The organism is Streptomyces sp. NPDC021225, from assembly GCF_044332865.1.
Taxonomy (GTDB): Bacteria; Actinomycetota; Actinomycetes; order Streptomycetales; family Streptomycetaceae; genus Streptomyces.
In genome coordinates this window covers 530,374-548,699 of record NZ_JBIRPV010000006.1, presented here as the reverse complement: position 1 = coordinate 548,699, position 18,326 = coordinate 530,374, and the positions used below count along the sequence as shown (strand labels likewise).

At 69.8% G+C, this 18,326-nt stretch carries 14 protein-coding genes; 5 read left to right on the top strand and 9 right to left on the bottom strand.

From position 1 onward, the window contains the following. Positions 1–5: 5 nt before the first annotated feature. Together ACH4S9_RS28190 and ACH4S9_RS28185 are read right to left on the bottom strand one after the other, a co-directional pair. Positions 6–2,624: a nitrate- and nitrite sensing domain-containing protein gene (locus ACH4S9_RS28190; RefSeq protein WP_398374352.1), complete on the bottom strand. Its 2,619-nt coding sequence runs from the start codon at positions 2,622–2,624 to the stop codon at positions 6–8. Between the two features lie 180 nt (positions 2,625–2,804). Continuing rightward, positions 2,805–3,752, bottom strand: coding sequence for a helix-turn-helix domain-containing protein (locus ACH4S9_RS28185; protein ID WP_398374351.1), 948 nt, complete (start codon positions 3,750–3,752; stop codon positions 2,805–2,807). 225 nt (positions 3,753–3,977) lie between these two features. Here ACH4S9_RS28185 and ACH4S9_RS28180 point away from each other — a divergent pair, with 225 nt between their 5' ends. Beyond that, a complete protein-coding gene (locus ACH4S9_RS28180) occupies positions 3,978–5,345 on the top strand; it encodes a hypothetical protein (RefSeq protein WP_311722264.1) in 1,368 nt (455 codons plus the stop codon). A gap of 24 nt (positions 5,346–5,369) precedes the next feature. Here the strand turns inward: ACH4S9_RS28180 and ACH4S9_RS28175 are convergent, their stop codons facing one another. Further along, the gene (locus ACH4S9_RS28175; RefSeq protein ID WP_398374349.1) at positions 5,370–6,194 is read right to left on the bottom strand and encodes a maleylpyruvate isomerase family mycothiol-dependent enzyme; all 825 of its coding nucleotides are present in this window, start codon (positions 6,192–6,194) and stop codon (positions 5,370–5,372) included. Positions 6,195–6,437: 243 nt separating this feature from the next. Between ACH4S9_RS28175 and ACH4S9_RS28170 the strand changes: the two genes are divergently transcribed. After that, a complete protein-coding gene (locus tag ACH4S9_RS28170; protein ID WP_311722262.1) occupies positions 6,438–7,130 on the top strand; it encodes a pentapeptide repeat-containing protein in 693 nt (230 codons plus the stop codon). A 17-nt stretch (positions 7,131–7,147) separates the two neighbouring features. Here ACH4S9_RS28170 and ACH4S9_RS28165 read toward each other — a convergent pair whose 3' ends face one another. Beyond that, positions 7,148–8,062: an MBL fold metallo-hydrolase gene (locus ACH4S9_RS28165; protein ID WP_398374348.1), complete on the bottom strand. Its 915-nt coding sequence runs from the start codon at positions 8,060–8,062 to the stop codon at positions 7,148–7,150. A 104-nt stretch (positions 8,063–8,166) separates the two neighbouring features. Here ACH4S9_RS28165 and ACH4S9_RS28160 point away from each other — a divergent pair, with 104 nt between their 5' ends. The 3 genes from ACH4S9_RS28160 to ACH4S9_RS28150 all read left to right on the top strand — a co-directional run bounded on the left by ACH4S9_RS28160 (position 8,167) and on the right by ACH4S9_RS28150 (position 11,071). Beyond that, on the top strand, positions 8,167–9,093 hold the full coding sequence (locus ACH4S9_RS28160; protein WP_385337608.1) for an AraC family transcriptional regulator: 927 nt from the start codon (positions 8,167–8,169) through the stop codon (positions 9,091–9,093). 161 nt (positions 9,094–9,254) lie between these two features. After that, complete coding sequence (locus ACH4S9_RS28155; RefSeq protein WP_311722259.1) at positions 9,255–10,496, top strand: right-handed parallel beta-helix repeat-containing protein; 1,242 nt, start codon at positions 9,255–9,257, stop codon at positions 10,494–10,496. A 47-nt stretch (positions 10,497–10,543) separates the two neighbouring features. After that, positions 10,544–11,071: a choice-of-anchor C family protein gene (locus tag ACH4S9_RS28150; RefSeq protein WP_385337612.1), complete on the top strand. Its 528-nt coding sequence runs from the start codon at positions 10,544–10,546 to the stop codon at positions 11,069–11,071. A 248-nt stretch (positions 11,072–11,319) separates the two neighbouring features. Here ACH4S9_RS28150 and ACH4S9_RS28145 read toward each other — a convergent pair whose 3' ends face one another. The 5 genes from ACH4S9_RS28145 to katG form a co-directional block, all read right to left on the bottom strand. Then, complete coding sequence (locus tag ACH4S9_RS28145) at positions 11,320–12,780, bottom strand: dihydroorotase family protein (protein ID WP_398374446.1); 1,461 nt, start codon at positions 12,778–12,780, stop codon at positions 11,320–11,322. Positions 12,781–12,803: 23 nt separating this feature from the next. Then, entirely contained in the window at positions 12,804–13,628 is an 825-nt protein-coding gene (locus tag ACH4S9_RS28140; RefSeq protein ID WP_311722256.1) for an ABC transporter permease, read from the bottom strand. Then, a complete protein-coding gene (locus ACH4S9_RS28135; protein ID WP_385337618.1) occupies positions 13,625–14,467 on the bottom strand; it encodes an ABC transporter ATP-binding protein in 843 nt (280 codons plus the stop codon). Before ACH4S9_RS28135 ends, ACH4S9_RS28140 begins: the two co-directional genes overlap by 4 nt. 45 nt (positions 14,468–14,512) lie before the next feature. Then, positions 14,513–15,619 carry an ABC transporter substrate-binding protein gene (locus ACH4S9_RS28130; RefSeq protein WP_385337621.1) on the bottom strand — a complete coding sequence of 369 codons (1,107 nt, stop codon included), beginning with the start codon at positions 15,617–15,619 and terminating at the stop codon, positions 14,513–14,515. A gap of 214 nt (positions 15,620–15,833) precedes the next feature. Continuing rightward, on the bottom strand, positions 15,834–18,050 hold the full coding sequence (gene katG / locus ACH4S9_RS28125; RefSeq protein ID WP_311722252.1) for a catalase/peroxidase HPI: 2,217 nt from the start codon (positions 18,048–18,050) through the stop codon (positions 15,834–15,836). Positions 18,051–18,326: the final 276 nt, after the last annotated feature.

The window sequence follows — 18,326 nt, the reverse complement described above, 5'->3', positions numbered from 1 at the left end:
CTGTGTCATCGCGGGTCCCACTGCCCTTCTCCGGCCGGCCGGTTCCCGGCCTCGTCGTCTTGTCCGCCGTCTTGTTCCCGCTCCGCGTCGACACGCCCCCGGTACGACTGACGCTGGTACATCGACATCAGTCGGCGTGCCTCGTCGGCCGACCGCTCCGCGGGCGCCGCCTCGGGCTCCGGGGAGGTCACGGGATGGAGCAGTTGCGGCTGCATACTCGCCTGGCGAACCCGGCGAGGCAGCTGTCTCGACCCTCGCTGTGGCCGTTCCGGACGCGCCGTGCCGGTGTCCGGGTGCGGAAAGTCGTTGCGTATCGGCGTGACGTCGTCGGGCACGTGCGGCTCCTCCCCGCCGGGCGGCGTCTGCACCGTCTCCAGGCGGGGCGGCGGCGTCCCCAGGCGCGGTGGCGGCGTCTCTCGGTGTGGTGACGTCCCCTCTGGACCCGGTGGCATCGAAACCTGCCCGACGCCGCCTGCCCACGTGGGCGAGTCGGCCGACAACCGCGTGTTGTCCGCCACCGGCGCCACCGCCCCGGCCATCACCTCGGCGCGGTCGTGGTTCGGAGCGTGGGTCTCGATCCCCTCGATGAGCTCCGGCGGGGCCAGCACGATGGCCGAGGTGCCCCCGTATGGTGAGGGACGCAGGGTGACCATGATGTTGTGGCGGGCCGCCAGCCGTGCGACGACGAACAGACCGAGACGGGTGTCCTGCGTGAAGCCCATGACATTGAACTCGGGCGCCGCCGCCAGCAGGCGGTTGGCCTCCTCACGCACCTCGTCGGCCATGCCGATGCCACGGTCCTCGATCTCGATCGCGAGCCCCTTGGGCACGACCTCGGCGTGGATCGACACGCTCGTGTGCGGCGGGGCGAACGTCGTCGCGTTCTCGACCAGTTCGGACAGCAGGTGCATCATGTCGCCCGCCACCGGGCCGGCGAGCCTGACCTCGGGAATCCCGGCCAGCTTGACCCGGGAGTAGTCCTCGGTCTGTGCGGCCGCGCCCCGCAGGATCTCGGTCAACTGCACCGGCTGACGCCAGCGCCGGGCGGGTATCGCGCCGCCGAGGATGGACAGGTTCTCGGAGTTGCGCCGCATCCGCGTGGCGAGGTGATCCACCCGGAACAGCTCGGCGAGCAGATCGGGATCATCGCTTCCGCGTTCCAGCGTGTCCAGCAGGGCGAGCTGGCGGTGCACCAGTCCCTGGCTGCGCTGCGCGAGGTTGAGGAACACCCGGCTGAGGCCCTCGCGCGTTTCGGCCTGCTCGATCGCCGCGCGCACGGCGATGCGCTGCGCCGTGGCGAACGCTCCGGCGACCTGCCCGATCTCGTCCGGACCCTGCCCGATTTCGGGGACGGCCTCGGTGAGGTCGACCTTCTCGCCCTTCTCCAGCCGGACCATGATCTGGGGCAGTTGCTCGTCGGCCAGCCGCAGCGTCGCGCCGCGAAGGTCCCGGAGCCGACGGATCAGCGCCCGTGAGATCAGCACGGAGATCAGCACGGCCAGCGCGATGGCCAGCAGGGTTCCCGCACTGGTCACGATCACCGAGGTCATCAGGGTGTCGACACGGTCGTTGGCGTATCCGACCGCGAATTCCACCTGGTCCAGGGTGAGCTGCTGCAGGCCTTGCGCCACCTCGAGCATCGAGGTCTGCCAGCTCTCGAAGCGGGTCGGGATCCGGCCGGACTTCATCGCCGACCGCTCCGCGGCGGCCAGCGTCGACCAGTCGGGGCCGGCGGTGATGGCTTTATAGCGCTTGGCCTGCTCTCCCCGCAGTGCCGGCGCCACGACCTTCCACTGTTCCTGCTGCACGCCGACGAGCCGGTTGAACTGCCGCTGCTCCTCGGCGGACATTCCGGTGGGCGACGTCAGTCCCGCGGACAGCACCGCGTTCTGCCGGGAGAGGCCCTCGAGTGCGCGGAACAGATCCGCGGCGGTCGTGCCTTCGTTGAGCGACTTGGAGTCGTTGGTCAGGCGGGCTTCCGCCTCGAAGTACGTCATGCCGGTACTCAAGGCGCCGGTGTAGAACTCGTATGCGGCGCCGTAATCCACCTTGCGCGCATCGATCTGCTGCCGGAATCCCGGCAGCATCTCGAGGCCCTTGCTGATCTGCCCGAAGATCCGTTTGAGAGCGGGCGGGTTGCTCTTGACCACCGGCCCCGCGGCCTCGCGCATCGCCGCCAGCTTCCGGTCGGTGTCCGCGCGCTGCCGCTCCAGCGGCCGTCGATCCGAGCCGGGCCGGGCCAGGTAGATCATCGACAGCCGGCGCTCCTCCTGAAGCGCCACCATCGCGGTCTCGCTCTTGACCCCCACCCTTTCCACGTCCCGCACGGTCTGCCGCAGGTCCAGCGCCTCGTTGAACCCGTTGACCGTGTAGGTGCCCCACAGCGCGGTCAGGGCCAGGCTCGGGACCGTCACCAGGACGAGGACGCGGGTCCGGATCGACCAGGGGCCTCGAGGCCCGCGTGCCGGGAGAAGGACCCGCCGGGGGGCCGCCCGCTGCCTGGCCCGGGCCCGTTTCCCGCGTCTGCCCGCGGTCGACCGGGCCTCGCGCCCCTGCGAGGGGGGCTGCGTGGGTGAACCCGAGGTAGGGGTCCCCTCGGCGTTATGTGGTGAATCAGACAGCAAGTCGAATATTCCCCTGCTTGGTGGAAACCGGAGCGTGTAATCCCCCGTATGACGTCGGCGCCCAGGGTGCCGGAACCCGGGGCGCCGATGTCGACGATTCGCGCACACAAACTCGTCAATTCCCGCACGGGGGCCTCGGGGCGCGCGTGAACGGCAGCAGACTGCCTTCAGCCGCAGCGGTCATCCGGGCGGAGGACCTTCCGCCCGGGATCGGCGGCAGCTCTCCCCGGCCGGGGAGTGCCGGTATTCACTGGGCGTGATGTCATGGAATTGACGGAACATACGGGTGAAGACGGTGGGATTCTCAATTCCGACAGACCGGGCGATCGCGGCGATGGAGCGCTGTCGCTGCCGAGGACTCGCCAGGCTTCTGCGCGCCTCTTCCATCCGGGTCTCACGAATATGCCGAGCCGGTGACGTGCCGCCTTCCCGAAAGACGACCTCGACGTAGCGCACGGAGACTCCGAACGCCGCCGCCACCGTCTTCGCGGACAGGTCCGGCTCGGCGAGATGACGCCGTATGAAGTCCCGCATGCGCAGGAGTTGCGCGCGGTGTCCGAGCAGACCGTTCACCCCGGCCTGGTCGGCGAGCTCATCGGACCGCAACACGGAGAACATCAATTCGCGCACCGTATGACCCAATTCAGACAGTGTATCCGGGTCGAATCGTTCGCCGCCGACGCATATCTCCGCGATCGCGGCACGCAGAACACGCAGCACTGGATTCTCTGCGGCGATGCGGCGCCCGACGCGTTCCCTGTCGACCGGCATGACCCGTGCCACGTCCGCCCGGGGCAGCGTCAGCACGAGGTGATGGGCGAACTCGTCGGCACTGAGCTGGAAGGGGGCCGTGCTGTCGAGCAGCACCGCGTCCCCGCGACGCAGCTGGGACCGCACATTTCCATGGAACGATGAGCTGCTTTCCTGGGCGATCGACAGGAGATAGAAGTCGTCCTGGTTTCCGACCAGCATCCTGGGTGCGCGCACCACCCGCACCGGGTCGGAGCCGACGTCGGTCAGGGTGAGGAATCCCAGGTCGAACTGGCGGGCCCAGCCCGTGTAGTCCGCACCGTCTCCTGTGCCGCCGATCGGGATCGCGTCGAGTTCGACCAGGGCGGCGTGCAGCATTCCACGCCAGGCGTCGACGTCAGGCGCCCCTCCCCGGGGCATCCCCGGGGTGTTGGGAGGCAGGCTCATCGCACGGTCCTTTCTTCGCGGGAACTGAGCGATCCAGAAATGTACAGAGCGGATGCGCGGATCGTCGGTTCATGACGGGTTTGAAAGCTCACTATGTTCTCCGCCGCTCCCCTTCCTGGGGGCGGTCGCAGCGGAAGCTGCACACAGGAGGTTGACATGCGTAGGGCCGTCGTACTCGGGGGCAGCATCGCGGGACTGCTGGCTGCCCGGGTGCTCAGTGATCACGCCGACGAGGTGCTGGTCCTCGAGCGGGATGACGTCGCCCCCTCGGGCGCCTTCGGAGGCGACAGGGAACCTCGGCCCGGTGTCCCGCAAGGCACCCAGATGCACGCTCTGCTGGACGCGGGCCGCCGGAGGATCGACCAGTGGTTCCCCGGTTTCGCCACCGAACTCGTCGCCGACGGTGCCACACTCGCGGACACGGGCTCGAGTGTGCACAGTTACCTCGAGGGCAGTCTCAAGGTGCCGGTCGACGGCGTGGAGATGATCAGCGCCACGCGGCCCTTCCTGGAGGCACACCTCCGCCGCCGGGTCATGGCGCTCGACAATCTGCGTCTGGTCAACGGCCGCGTGCGCGGGCTGGCCTTCACCGGCGAACGGGTGAGCGGCGTACGGTACGCGGGCACCGGCACGGCTGATGAGGAAGTCCTCGACGCCGACCTGGTGGTCGACGCGACCGGCCGCGCCAGCCGGATCGGAGCCTGGCTACAGGAGGGCGGTTGGCCCGAGCCCACGACGCGGCGCATGCACGTCGATCTCGGCTATGCCACCGCGCTGTTCCGCCGCCCCGAGGGCCCGCACGGCGCGACGTTGGCCCAGTCCCTGGCGACCCTGCCGGATGGCCGGCTGCGGCTGGGCACCCTGGGCCGCGTCGAGGGGGATCGGTGGATCGTCCTGGTGGCCGGGTATGCGGACGACCGCCCGGGCCGGGGCATCGAGGAGTTCCTGCTCCGCTGCAAGGAGGACCCGGCGGCACCGTTCCGCCAGTTGGCCGAGGACGGCGAGCCGATCGGAGAGCCGGTCAGTTACCGGCATCCGGACAATCGACGGCGCGACTTCCACCTCCTGGACCGGTTCCCCGCCGGGCTCATCGCGACCGGTGACACCCTGGCCTCGTTCAACCCCATCTACGGCCAGGGCATGTCCTCGGCCACGATGCACGCCTCCTGCCTCGCGGCCTATCTCGAATCCGGGCCGTCCTTGCGGGATCCGGCGTGGTCGTACTTCAAGCAGACCCGAGCCGTGGTAGACGACGCGTGGCAGACATCCGCACTCAACGACCTGAAGCTGCCGCACGTCCCCGGACCGCGGCCACGGGGCTTCAAGGTCGCCTCCCGGCTCAGCGACCTCATCGTCCGGGCGTCGGTGACCGATCCGGTGATACACCGGCGCTTCCTGGAGGTGATGCACATGCTCTCCCCCGCGAAGACGCTGATGCGTCCCGGAACGCTGATGCGAGCGGCGAGGGCGGTGCGCAAGCGGAACACCCCCGCGGCCGGTGCACCGCTCAACACCGCCGCGTGACGAATCCGATCCCATCGGGTCGGCTCACGGCGGGGTGAACAGCGTCGGAAAGCGGGGCGCGAGCCACGGCTTGCGCCCCCAGGCCAGCACGTGGCCCCGGGCGAGCGCGCCCCACGGGCCGAGGCGGCCCAGCGCCATCAGGAAGAAGGCCACCGGCTCGGTGAGGATGGTGCAGTCCGGCCGGCTCGGCGGGCACGGGCTCACGGCTATCGCGCCGTCGGTGAAGGTGGTGCCGAAACGGGCGCCACCCCTCAGCCGGATGGTGTAGCGCGCCGTGAGCCCGGCGGTGGCCGCGGCGTCGACGACCCGCTCCATGGCCGTGAGCAGGAAGGGCAGGGTCAGCTCGACCCGGACGCGGTCCACCATATGCGGACGGCCCAGCGCGCGGGCCAGGTCATAGCCGTGGCCGAGCATATGCGTCAGCAGATACGACCCCAGGACGTCCAGGCCCATCGGGCCCATCGGGGTGTCCAGCTCGCCCTGCGCCGCGGGCCGGGATGCCGCCGCCTCGAGAAACGCGTCGGCCTGCTCGACAATCATGGTGGCCAGCGGCTCGGCCCGGCGCTCCGTGAACGCGGCGAGCGCACGCTCATTGGCCACGGCCAGCCCTTCCCGCGTGCCGTCCCCGTGGGTGCGCGCCTTCCCCGCCGCGACATCCGCCATCAGCCCATTGGCCTGCGCCAGATGCGCCGCCGCCTCCCCGACCGACCACCGCGACCCGGGCACCGGAACCCCGGTGTCGGCCGCGCCGCGCAGCACTGCGGCGATGTCCTCGGCGGTGGCGCGGATCGCCTCGCCCAGCCCCGCGGGCCCCAGGCCCTCGATGTTCTGGCCACTCACGGACCCCATCGCTCTCCCTCTCGAACCGGATGCGCCCCGGCGCCTGCCCGAGCGTCAGCCCAGGATCCCCGAACCCGCCGGTAACCTCTACCGCCACGACAAGCGCACCAGGGCAACACGCGGGGACCACCGAGAGTGCGGCGCCCGCTCCTGAGGCTCGTCTACGCTGGCCGCAGGCGCGGGGCCGACGGTTTCCGTGCCCTCATCGGTACCGCGCGGCACTCCGCGACCAGGCGGCGGCAGGGATGGCCCATGAACACGCGTTGGCCCCGTTCGCTCTCCTGTGTCATCGTGGCCGCCCTGTCCTCGGCCTTCCTCATCGGCTGCGGGAAGGACGAGCACGGCCGTAACTGTCCCGGCCACGCGGGCAAGGACCTCTCCGGCCGCACCGTCGACGGCTCCGACCTGTGGCAGAAGAAGATGCGCTGCATCAGGCTCGAAGGCTCCACACTGACCGGGTCCGTGTCCGAGGCGAACCTGCGCCACGGCAACCTCTACAAGGCGCGGCTGACGGGGGCGTCGCTGGAGAACGTCGACCTGCGCGACGCCGACCTCCGCCGGGCCGACCTCAGCTCCGCCACCCTCTCCGAGGTCGACCTGCGCGGCGCCGACCTCAGCGGCGCGGCGCTCGGCAGGAGTCTCCTCACGGACGTGAGCTTCGACGGCGCACACCTGGGCGACGCGAATCTGCGGTCCGCGTCGCTCACCCACGTCGGCCTCGCCGACGCGGATCTGCGCGGTGCCGACCTGGCCGGGGCCACGCTGTCCGACTCGGATCTCCGCGGCGCGCGCGTGCGGAAGGCCGATGTCACACAGGCGAGCTGGGAAAACGTCGTCTGCCCGGACGGCTCCCGGTCGACCCCCGGAGGTTCCTGCCTGGACCATCTCACCCGGGCGGCCGGGCCCTCGGGGCACCGCGGACACGCCGGGACCACGCCCGGGTGATGGCCGGGAACACCCGCCTACCGGGTGGCGTAGGCCGCCCACGGCCCGAGGGTGAACTCACCGTCCTTCCTTTGGACTTCCACCGCGCCCGCGCCACCGAAGTGTGCCGGAACGACCAGCTCGCGTGTCTCCGCCGCCCGTTCGAGGATCCGCCGACGGCTGGCCACCGCCTGCCCCGGGTCGAGGCAGAAGCAGCTGTTGCAGGAGGGGCGCAGGATCTGCACCGGGCTGTGCAGCAGATCGCCGACGAACACCGCCCGGTCACCCCCTGATGCGAGCCGCAGCACCGAGGATCCGGGGGTGTGGCCGGGTGCGGACTCCAGGGTGAGGTGTTCGTCGATGCGGTGGGTGCCGTCCCACAGCACAGCCTGTCCTGACCGGTGGACCGGTGCGACGCTGTCCTCGTAGACCAGCCGGTCGTCCTCCCGCAGGCCGCCGCCGTACGCGTTGTCCGGCCCGAAGTGGAAGTCGTCCGCGGCCGGGATGAGGTAGCGGGCATGGGGAAAGGTCGGCACCCACTCCCCCTCGACGCCGACGGTGTTCCAGCCGACGTGGTCGGCGTGGACGTGGGTGTTGACGACGACGTCAACGGCCTCCGGGCGGACACCGGCCCGCGCCAGCCTCCCGAGGAAATCGCCCTCCCGGCGGTGGAACTGCGGCAGGCCGGGCCGCTCGCGCCCGTTGCCCACTCCGGTGTCGACCAGGACGGTCCGCCCGGCGCTGCGCAGCACCCAGGTCTGGAGCGCGGCCACCGCCATGTCGTGCTCGGGGTTCCAGTGGTCCGGCGCCAGCCAGTCCTCGTTCTCCTTCCACACCTCGGCCCCGGCCTCCGGAACGATGCCGGGGGCTGGCGCGAAGGGCCCGCCCCACTCGACGATCCGGATGACCTCGACATCTCCCAGCACGATGTACTGCACGTTTTCGCTGCTCATGTTCTCGACCTTAAGGAAGGCCGGGTGAGCCTCTCAATGCGTGAAGCAGTCTTCTGAATACGCATCCGTCTCACCCTCGAAACGATGAGAGCTATCCTGACCGGGTGGATGTGGTGAGCGATGCGATCGCGGCCGTGCGCGTCGGACGGCCGTCCTCCAACCGGGTGCGGGTGGGCGGAAGCTGGTGCACACGGCTCGCCCCGTATGACGGCGCGGGCTTCCATGTCGTACTGGAGGGCAGTTGCTGGCTGCTGCCCGACGGCGGCGCCCCGGTCTCGCTCGGCACGGGGGACGCGGTGCTGCTGCCGCACGGCACCGGGCATGTGCTCGCCGACGCCCCGGCCGACGCGGCTACCGTGCGGCGGGCGGTGCCGTTCGAGCCCTGGCTCGACGGGACGCGGCCACGCCAGACCGGGCCGGCCACCGGCGCGGCGGAGTTGCTCTGCGGCAAGTACCGGCTGGACCGCGCCTGCGTCCATCCGCTCATGACGGAGTTGCCGACGGTCGTCCACCTGCCGAACCGCGTGGGCGGCCACCCCGAACTCCGCGCCGCCATCGATCTGTTAGGCCGTGAGCTGGACGCGCAACGGCCCGGGTCACACGTCGCGGTCCCCAGCCTGCTCGACCTCTTGCTGGTCTACATGGTCCGCTCCTGGGTGGCCGAGGACACCACCGGGGTCTGGCCTGCCGTGCTGAACGACCCGGTGACGACCCTCGCCCTGCGGGCGATGCACTCGGATCCGGCCGCCGCGTGGACCAACGACCGCCTGGCCGCCGAGGCGGGCGTCTCCCGTCCCACCCTGGCCCGCCGGTTCACCGCGCTGGTCGGCCGCCCTCCGATGGCGTATCTCACCTGGTGGCGCCTCACCCTGGCGGCCACTCTGCTCCGCGACACCACGGATCCGCTGGCCACCATCGCCCACCGGATCGGCTACGGCACCCCGTACGCCTTCTCCCACGCCTTCAAAAGGGAGTTCGGAGCCACCCCCGGGCAGTACCGGACCGAAGCCGCCGGGCGGCGGGGGCGTTGACGCTCCAGCAAGCGCTTGCTAATTTGAACTCCATGTGATGGCCGTCACGTGATAAGAGCCGCCCTATCCTGCCCTTCTGAGGGTGGGAAGCCATCAGTAATCGCTCTCATGTGCTGCGTGCCGCCCCCACGGCAGCCCTCACAGCAGGAGGTCTCAGCGCCATGAAGCACACCCGGATTACCCGGATTTCCCCTGCCCCGCGGCAGAAGCCCCCCACGGCCGCGCGCGCCCACCGCGCACGCGGCACCCTCGCCGCCGCCGCGGCGGTGGTCGCCTCGGCGGGTCTGCTCGCGGTCCAACCCACCGTCTCGCAGGCCGCGTCGATCAAGGCCGACGCCTTGTACGTGTCGCCGAACGGCAGCGCGAGCGCCCCCGGGACGGAGTCCTCCCCGACGACTCTCGCCTCGGCGATCACCCGCATCACCGCCGGTGGCACCATCTATATGCGCGGGGGGACCTACAACCTCTCGCAGACCGTCACCATCGCACCCGGCAACAACGGCACCTCCAGCGCCCCCAAGCAGCTGTCCGCCTACCCGGGCGAGAAGCCGGTGTTGAACTTCTCGGCCATGAGCGAGGACCCGGCCAACCGCGGGCTCGCCGTCAACGGGTCGTACTGGCGCATCAGCAACCTCACCGTCGAGCGGGCCGGTGACAACGGCATCTTCGTCGGGGGCAGCAACAACGTCATCGAGCGGGCGGTGACGCGCTTCAACCGCGACACGGGGCTCCAGATATCGCGAATCGCCTCCAGCACCCCGCGTGAACAGTGGCCGGCGAACAACCTCGTGGTGAGCTCGGAGTCGCATGACAACGCCGACTCCGACGGCGAGGACGCCGACGGCTTCGCCGCGAAGCTCACGGTCGGCGCCGGAAACGTCTTCCGCTACGACGTGTCCCACAACAACATCGACGACGGCTGGGACCTGTACACCAAGGATGACACCGGCGCCATCGGCCCGGTGACCATCGAGGACTCCCTCGCCCTGAACAACGGCACCCTCTCGGACGGCTCACAGGCGTCGAGCGGTGACCGCAACGGCTACAAGCTCGGCGGCTCGGACATCGCCGTCGACCACGTCGTCCGCCGCAGCATCGCCTACCGCAACGGCAAGCACGGGTTCACATACAACAGCAACCCCGGTCATATGTCGGTGTCGGGCAACGTCAGCGTCGACAACGCCGAGCGCAACTTCTCCTTCGACGGGGGCACCTCGGTGTTCCGCGACAATGTGTCCTGCCGCAGTAGCAGCAGCGGGACGAAGGACCGCACCATCGGCGACGCCGATGGATCGAACCAGTTCTGGTCCGGCACGAACGGATCCCGCTGCTCGTCGTACGGCGGCGCGCTGAAGTGGTCCTTCGCCTCGGACGGCCGCCTCACCGTGAGCTTCGGCGGCTAGCCGGCGGCCACCGCGCCGAGCCCGGGCGACACCGCCGGCCCGGGGAGATGTGGTCCCGCACCACGGACGGCTTCTCCCCGGGCCGGCGGCAGCACGACGAGTACCCCACGGCGCCCGCGAACGCGTTCACCACGCTCTCCAGCGGCCAGTCCATCGGCCCCTGGAAGGTCACGCGCGGGGCCGTGGACCTGATCGGCGCCGGATTCTGGCAAGCGGCCGAGGGGAACCAGTCCGTCGATCTCAACGCCACCGAGCCGGGCACGGTCGCACAGACCTTCCGGACAACGGCCGGCCAGAGGTACACCGTGACGTACTCGCTGGCCGCCAACCCGGCGGGTGGTCCGGCGGTGAAGACCGGAAGCGTCCTGATCGACGGGCAGAACTTCCAGGACTTCTCGTTCAACTCAACGGGCAAGAGCTTCGCGAACATGGGCTATGTCACCCGCGAGGTCACGTTCGTCGCCAACGGCACCACCACGACGCTCGGATTCACCAGCACGGTGGCGGGCTCCTACGGCCCCGTCATCGACGACGTACAGGTCGAGCCCTGCTGCCAGTGTGGTTGCTCGAAGTAACAGCCGCCAGGGCGTTGCCCGGTGACCCGCGGCCGGGTTCACCGGGCCCCGAGCCGCTCTCCGCAAGATGGCCGGTACGTCCACTGGGGGAAGTACTGGCGCCACTCGGCACGGGTGATGGCGGGGTGGACGGTGTCACAGATCCGGGAGGCGACACGATCACGCCCGGCCGCGACAACACGGTCAGCTCGCTGAGGGCGACCCCCGGGCGCGTCTGCCCCATCTGATGCGGGCTGAGTCAGCCCGCATCAGGCCGGGCGGTGCAGATAGGCGCCGACGGGCTCGCCGACGACCTCACCCGCCCGCAGGATGTGATGGCCTCTCAGGAAGGTGTCGGTGACCCGGGCGGTCAGCTCGAACCCCTCGAACGGGGTGTACTCCTGCGTCGACTCCGACTCCGCGGCGCGCACGGTCCACGTGCGGCCCGGGTCGACCAGGGCGATGTCGGCGTCGAAGCCGGGTGCGATGGCGCCCTTGCTGGGCAGCCCGTAGCGCTGGGCCGGGTTCCAGGAGGTCAGCGCGGCGATCCGACCCAGCGGCAGGCCGCGCTTCGTCCCTTCGGTGATCAGGCCGGGGAGAAGGTACTCGGTGCCGCCGAATCCGGACCTGACAACGAAGACGTCGTCCTCGGGCTCGCCGAACTTCAGCTCCTCGCGGCAGCACGCGTGGTCGCTGACGACCCAGTCGACGGTGCCGTCGAGCACGTACTCCCACAGCGCCTCCACGTCCTCGCGCGGCCTCAGCGGCGGGTTGACCTTGCCGCCGAGGCCGTGCGCGGTGGTGATGTCGGCAAGCAGATGCCCGATGGTGACCTCGCGGCGGAAGTCGATGTGCGGGAACGCACGGCCCATCCGGACAGCCGCGTCGACCGCCTTGCGGGACGACAGATGCAGCAGGTTGACGGTCGGCAGCCCGGTCTCGTGCGCCAGATAGGAGGCGATGGAGACGGCGAGCCCCTCGGAGTGCGGTGGCCGGGAGGCGCTGTAGGCGGCGAGCCCGGTCAGCTCGCCCGCCTCCTCGACCAGTTCGGTGTACGCGGTCATGATCTCGGCGGTCTCGCAGTGCAGGGACAGCGAGATCCGATCGGCGAGGTCGGGGAACCGCTCGCGTGCGGCCTGCACCCCGCGCATGACGAACTCGAAGTGCGCGTAGTCGTAGCGCTCGTCCTCACCGATCATCAGGAACGCGCTCTGGTTTGCCGACCTGCCGTGCAGACCATGGCTGCCGTAGAACATGAAGACCTTGAACGAGACAACGCCGAACCGCTCGATCAGGTCGGGGATCTCGTCGATGTGGCCGCGCGATATCGGTGCGAGGTGGAAGCCGTAGTCGACATGGGCGCGGCCGGAGGCGGCGTCCAGCACCTCGGGGAAGAAGTCGGCGTAGTCGCCGCCCTTGTTGAGGTAGTACCGCCCGGTCCGCATATAGGTCAGGGCGGTGGTGACCCCGCCCTGCGCGCACGCGCGGCTCTCGGTGGCCGCGTCCTCGGCCAGCGGGTGGTAGATCCCCCAGTGCTGATGGGCGTCGACGACGCCGGGGAACGCCAGCTTGCCTCCGGCGTCGATCACCCGGGCGGCGCCTGCCACGGCGATGCCGGGGGCCACGGCGGCGATCCGCCCGCGGCTGACGGCGATGTCCGCGGGCCGGGGGTGGTCATGGTCGTGGGTGACGACGCGGGCGTCCCGCACCACCAGGTCGTACTCGGTCACCGCGGCCTCCTGTCGACTCACGCTCATACCCCGATCACCCGGTTCTCCTCCGACCAGAAGACGAGTCGCTTCTGCGCGAAGCGGATGATGAAGTGGGCGATCAGCCCCAGCACGGAGAGCACCACCAGCACGGCGAACATCCCCGCGATGTCGAAGTTGTAGTTGGTCTGGAGCAGCAGATATCCCAGGCCCTCCTTCGCCCCGATGAACTCGCCGACCACCGCCCCGAGGATCGAGAAGACGATCCCGATGTCGAGACCGGCGAAGATGAAGGGGAGCGCGCTCGGCAGCCGCACCATCCTGAAGACCGCGAACCTGCCGGCGCCGAAGGCCGTGAGCATCTCGATCCGGTCGGCATCGGCCGAGCGCAGCCCCTCGATCACATTGACCAGCACCGGGAAGAACGAGATCACCGCCGCCATGACGACCTTGCTGGTCATGCCGAAGCCGAACCACACCACGAACAGCGGCGCGAGGGCCACCTTGGGGACCGTCTGGAAGGCGACGACGTACGGCATGAAGGTGCGCTCGATCAGCCGTACCTGCGAGATCGCGGTGCCCAGCACCAGCGCCGCGCCCACGCCGAGGAGAAAGCCGTAGAGCGACTCCAGCACCGTGATCTTCAGATGTCTCCAGAACAGCGGGTCGGAGAGCTGCGTCCGCAGGGCGTCGAGGATCTGGGTGGGGCGCGGCAGTACATAGTCGTCGACCCCGAAGGCGGGGACCGCGAACTCCCATGCCAGCATCACGATCACGAAGACGGCGGGGACGAGCAGCAGCTCGGGGCGCTCTCTGAGATCCACGCTGAAACCGCCGCGTGCGGTCTTGGTCTTGTCCTTGGACCTCATCCGTCGATCACTCCGATGGCGTTGAAGTGCTTGCGGATCCGCTCGGCATAGACCCCGACCCGGTCCGAGGCCATGACGCTCAGCGCGCGCGGTCGTTCCAGCTCGATGTCGACGATCTCGGCGATACGCCCGGGGCGGGGGCTGAGCACCACCACCCGGTCGGAGAGGAAGACCGCCTCGGGAATGGAGTGGGTGACGAACACGATGGTCTGGCCGCTCTCCCGCCAGATCCGCAGCAGCTCGACGTTCATGTACTCGCGGGTCATGGCGTCGAGGGCGCCGAAGGGCTCGTCCATGAGCAGCACGGCCGGATCGTGCACCAGGGCCCGGCAGATGCCGGCGCGCTGCTGCATCCCACCGCTCAGCTCATGGGGGTACTTGCCCTCGAAGCCGTCGAGTCCGACCATCGCGAGCAGCTTCCCGGCCCGCTCCCGGTACACCCGGGCGTCGAGCTTCCGCACCTCCACGGGCACCATCACGTTCTCCAGAACGGTGCGCCACGGCAGAAGGGTGGCCGCCTGGAAGACCATGCCCACCTCGGGCAGCGGCCCCGCCACCTCGCGGCCCGCGACCCGCACCGCCCCCTCGCTCCCGGGAATCAGCCCGGCGAGGATCTTCAGCATGGTGGTCTTGCCGCACCCCGAGGGGCCGACGACCGAGATGAACTCACCGCGCCGGACGGTGAAGCCGATGCCCGAGAGCGCATGGGTCGGCTCCGATCTTCGCGGGCGGTAGATCTTGTGCAGTCCTTCGACTTCGATCCAGCGGGCTTCGTCCACGTCGGGCGCGGGATACGCGTTCCGGGCATCCCGGCGACGGCGGCGGCCCGGAGTCCTCATGGCCATGATGGTCTCTTCACCCTCCTGTTGCCGGCGCTCCGGTCGCTACTCGGCCGCCTTCGCCTTCTCGATCACGGCCGCGGAGTCGAAGTCGTTCGCGCCCTTCAGCAGGCTGTCGTCCCACAGCTCCGTGAGCTTGGCGTCCTGGGTGATCTGGCCGGATGTCCTGGTGTAGGCGACCGTCTTGGTCCACTCCTCTTCGCTGATCGCGCCCCAGTCCTCGAAGCTCTCGGGCTCACCGGTGGCAGGCACGGCTGTCTTGATCCACGCGTTGAGGGTCTTGGTGTCGTCGGCGACGCGGTCGTCGGCCTTCTTGCCGGTCAGCAGCCGTGGAAAGACCTGGTAGCCGTCGCGCATGGCGGCCTCGGGGTTGACGGCGGAGAAGAGCAGCGCCTTGTACGCGGCGCGCAGATAGCGCGTCAGCACGTCCCGCTTCTCCTTCAAGGTCTTCTCGGTCACCGCGAAGGTCAGGGAGCGGATGCCCTCGAAGGCGTCGGAGTTGTCCAGGTAGCGGAACTCCGCACCGGTGTTCTCGATCGTGGTGTACGCCTGGGTGTACAGCGCGAGCGCGTCGACCCTGCCGTCCTCCAGCGCGGCCAGGGCCTGCGCGCCCACCCCCGCCGGCAGCAACTCGATGTCCTCGGCCGCGTCAAGCCCGGCGTCGTTGGCGTACGCGCGGGCGTAGATGGCCGAGCCGGAGGCGAGGCTGATGACACCGATCTTCTTGCCCTTGAGATCGGCGGGGGTTCTGATGTCGCTGTCCGGCCGGACCGCCATGCGCCACGGCCAGTTCCGCACCAGGCCGCCGATGGCCTTGACCGGAACTCCCTTCTCCCGTGCGGCGAGGATGGCTCCCGCGTCAGCCGCCGTGATGTCGGCGCTGCCCGAGGCCACGGCCTGGACGGCGGCCACCGAGCCATTGGTGTTGATCACGTCGACCTTCAGCTTCTCCTCGGATAAGTAGCCCTCGGCATCGCCCACCGCGTGGGTGGCGACCTCCTCCTTGGGCGCGAGTACGGCCGAGGCGACGGCGAGGTCGAGCGTGGCCCGGTCGCCCTTGGCGGACGAGGAGGACCCGCCTCCGCAGGCGGAGAGCACCGCGAGGGCGGCGAGGGCGGCGGCGCTGACGCCGAGTCTCAGGGAGCGCTTCATGTTCGGCACCTCTATCCATCCGGTGGAACAACAAGGAGGCAGCGGTCGGCCCGGCGGGGTCGGGGGGCAGACCTCCAGGATGTCGGAGGCGAGCAGGTCGCGGAAGAACGACGCAGCGCGCGCTCCGCCCGGCTGGGCGGAGCGCGCGCTGGAAAGCGTTCGGGCCGGCCGGCGTGTGCCGACCGACCCGAACGTCAGGGCCTGAACCCCATGATCAGACCAGGTCGAACCGGTCGAGGTCCATCACCTTGCTCCACGCAGCGGCGAAGTCGCGCACGAACTTCTCCTTCGCGTCATCGCTCGCGTAGACCTCCGCGACCGCGCGCAGCTCGGAGTTCGAGCCGAAGACAAGGTCGGCGCGGGTGCCGGTCCACTTGACGGCGCCGGAGTCGTCGCGGCCCTCGAACTCGTCCTGCGCCTCCGACGTCGACTTCCACGTCGTGCCCAGGTCGAGCAGGTTGACGAAGTAGTCGTTGGTGAGCGTGCCGGGCTTGTCGGTGAGGACACCGTGCTTCGACTGGGCGTGGTTGGCGCCCAGGACGCGCAGGCCGCCGACGAGGACCGTGGTCTCGGGCGCGCTGAGGGTCAGCAGGTTCGCCCTGTCGAGCAGCAGGTACTCGGCCGGGAGGCGGTTGCCCTTGCCGACGTAGTTGCGGAACCCGTCGTAGGTCGGCTCGAGCGCGGCGAACGACTCGACGTCCGTCTGCTCCTGCACGGCGTCCACACGGCCCGGGGTGAAGGACACCTCGACGTCCACGCCGCCGTCCTTGGCCGCCTTCTCGACGGCCGCGGTGCCCGCGAGCACGATCAGGTCGGCCAGCGAGACCTGCTTGCCGCCGGCGGCGTTGAAGGCCTCCTGGACACCCTCCAGCGTGCGCAGCACCTGCGCCAGCTCGTCCGGGTTGTTGACCTCCCAGCCGCGCTGCGGCTCCAGGCGGATACGGGCGCCGTTGGCGCCGCCGCGCTTGTCGCTGCCGCGGAAGGAGGAGGCGGAGGCCCAGGCGGTCGAGACCAGCTGGGAGACCGTGAGGCCGGAGCCGAGGACCTGCTCCTTGAGGGAGGCGATGTCCGCGGCGTCGATCAGCTCGCCCGTGCGCTCCGGCAGCGGGTCCTGCCACACCAGCACCTCGGACGGGACCTCCGGGCCGAGGTAGCGCACGATCGGGCCCATGTCACGGTGCGTGAGCTTGTACCAGGCGCGGGCGAAGGCGTCGGCGAATTCCTCCGGGTTCTCGTAGAACCGGCGGGAGATCGGCCCGTAGATCGGGTCGACCTTGAGGGAGAGGTCGGTGGTGAGCATCGTCGGACGCTGCTTCTTCGACGGGTCGAAGGCGTTCGGGACGATCTCGGGAGCGTCCTTCGCCACCCACTGGTTGGCGCCGGCCGGGCTCTTGGTGAGCTCGTAGTCGTACTCGAAGAGGTTCTTGAAGAACCCGTTGCTCCACTGGGTCGGGGTGCTGGTCCAGGTGACCTCGAGGCCGGACGTGATCGCGTCCTTGCCCACGCCCGTGCCGTAGGTGCTCTTCCAGCCGAGGCCCTGCTGCTCGATCGGGGCGCCCTCAGGGTCGGCGCCGACGTTGTCCGCCGGGCCGGCGCCGTGGGTCTTGCCGAAGGTGTGACCACCGGCGATCAGGGCGACGGTCTCCTCGTCGTTCATCGCCATGCGGCGGAACGTCTCACGGATGTCGCGGGCCGCGGCGATCGGGTCCGGGTTGCCGTTGGGGCCCTCCGGGTTGACGTAGATGAGACCCATCTGGACCGCGCCGAGCGGGTTCTCCAGCTCGCGGTCGCCGCTGTAGCGCTGGTCGTCGAGCCACACGGACTCGGGGCCCCAGTAGACGTCCTCCTCGGACTCCCACACGTCCTCGCGGCCACCGGCGAAGCCGAAGGTCTTGAAGCCCATGGTCTCCAGGGCGACGTTGCCGGTGAGGATCATGAGGTCGGCCCAGGAGATGCTCTGGCCGTACTTCTTCTTGACCGGCCACAGCAGACGGCGGGCCTTGTCGAGGTTGCCGTTGTCCGGCCAGCTGTTGAGCGGCGCGAAGCGCTGCTGACCGGCGCCGGCGCCACCGCGGCCGTCGCTGATCCGGTAGGTGCCGGCGCTGTGCCAGGCCATCCGGATCATCAGCGGGCCGTAGTTGCCGAAGTCGGCGGGCCACCAGTCCTGCGAGCTGGTCAGCACCTCGGCGATGTCACGCTTCACGGCCGCGAGGTCCAGGGCGTTGAACGCCTCGGCGTAGTCGAACTCCTCGCCGAGCGGGTTGGCCACGGCGGGGTTCTTGGCGAGGATCTTCAGGTTGAGCCGCTCCGGCCACCACTGGCGGTTTCCGCCGCCCTGGGTCGGGTGCGGGGCGCGCCCGTGTGCGACCGGGCAGCCGCCCCCACCCTCGGCCTGCGCGTCTACGGCGTTTGCTTCATGGTTCTCGGACATCGGAATCCTTCCGGACTGGGCCCATCTCGGTGTTCAGGAACTGCGGGCGGTGGAACAGCCGGGGCGCGGGCCCCGGTGGCAGACCTCGGACACCGCGCTGACCGGCGCCGGGCAACTGCTCGGCGGTGGTCCCGTCACGTGGCTGTCTCCTGCCGTTTTGGAGTCTTCCTGTCCCTTGGCTGTCGCCAGAACCGATCCTACGATGGACAGAGTCCAAGTCAAGAAGAACGCCAATCCCATATCCGATCGGATTTCGGACATCCGCTGGTAAACTCC

Excerpts from the sequence above, each read along its gene's own strand:
- ACH4S9_RS28140 (WP_311722256.1), bottom strand. The coding sequence starts at position 13,628 with ATGAGGTCCAAGGACAAGACCAAGACCGCACGCGGCGGTTTCAGCGTG.
- ACH4S9_RS28165 (WP_398374348.1), bottom strand. The coding sequence starts at position 8,062 with ATGAGCAGCGAAAACGTGCAGTACATCGTGCTGGGAGATGTCGAGGTC.
- ACH4S9_RS28150 (WP_385337612.1), top strand. The coding sequence starts at position 10,544 with ATGTGGTCCCGCACCACGGACGGCTTCTCCCCGGGCCGGCGGCAGCAC.
- katG (WP_311722252.1), bottom strand. The coding sequence starts at position 18,050 with ATGTCCGAGAACCATGAAGCAAACGCCGTAGACGCGCAGGCCGAGGGT.
- ACH4S9_RS28180 (WP_311722264.1), top strand. The coding sequence starts at position 3,978 with ATGCGTAGGGCCGTCGTACTCGGGGGCAGCATCGCGGGACTGCTGGCT.
- ACH4S9_RS28130 (WP_385337621.1), bottom strand. The coding sequence starts at position 15,619 with ATGAAGCGCTCCCTGAGACTCGGCGTCAGCGCCGCCGCCCTCGCCGCC.
- ACH4S9_RS28135 (WP_385337618.1), bottom strand. The coding sequence starts at position 14,467 with ATGAGGACTCCGGGCCGCCGCCGTCGCCGGGATGCCCGGAACGCGTAT.
- ACH4S9_RS28185 (WP_398374351.1), bottom strand. The coding sequence starts at position 3,752 with ATGCTGCACGCCGCCCTGGTCGAACTCGACGCGATCCCGATCGGCGGC.
- ACH4S9_RS28175 (WP_398374349.1), bottom strand. The coding sequence starts at position 6,194 with ATGGGGTCCGTGAGTGGCCAGAACATCGAGGGCCTGGGGCCCGCGGGG.
- ACH4S9_RS28155 (WP_311722259.1), top strand. The coding sequence starts at position 9,255 with ATGAAGCACACCCGGATTACCCGGATTTCCCCTGCCCCGCGGCAGAAG.
- ACH4S9_RS28170 (WP_311722262.1), top strand. The coding sequence starts at position 6,438 with ATGAACACGCGTTGGCCCCGTTCGCTCTCCTGTGTCATCGTGGCCGCC.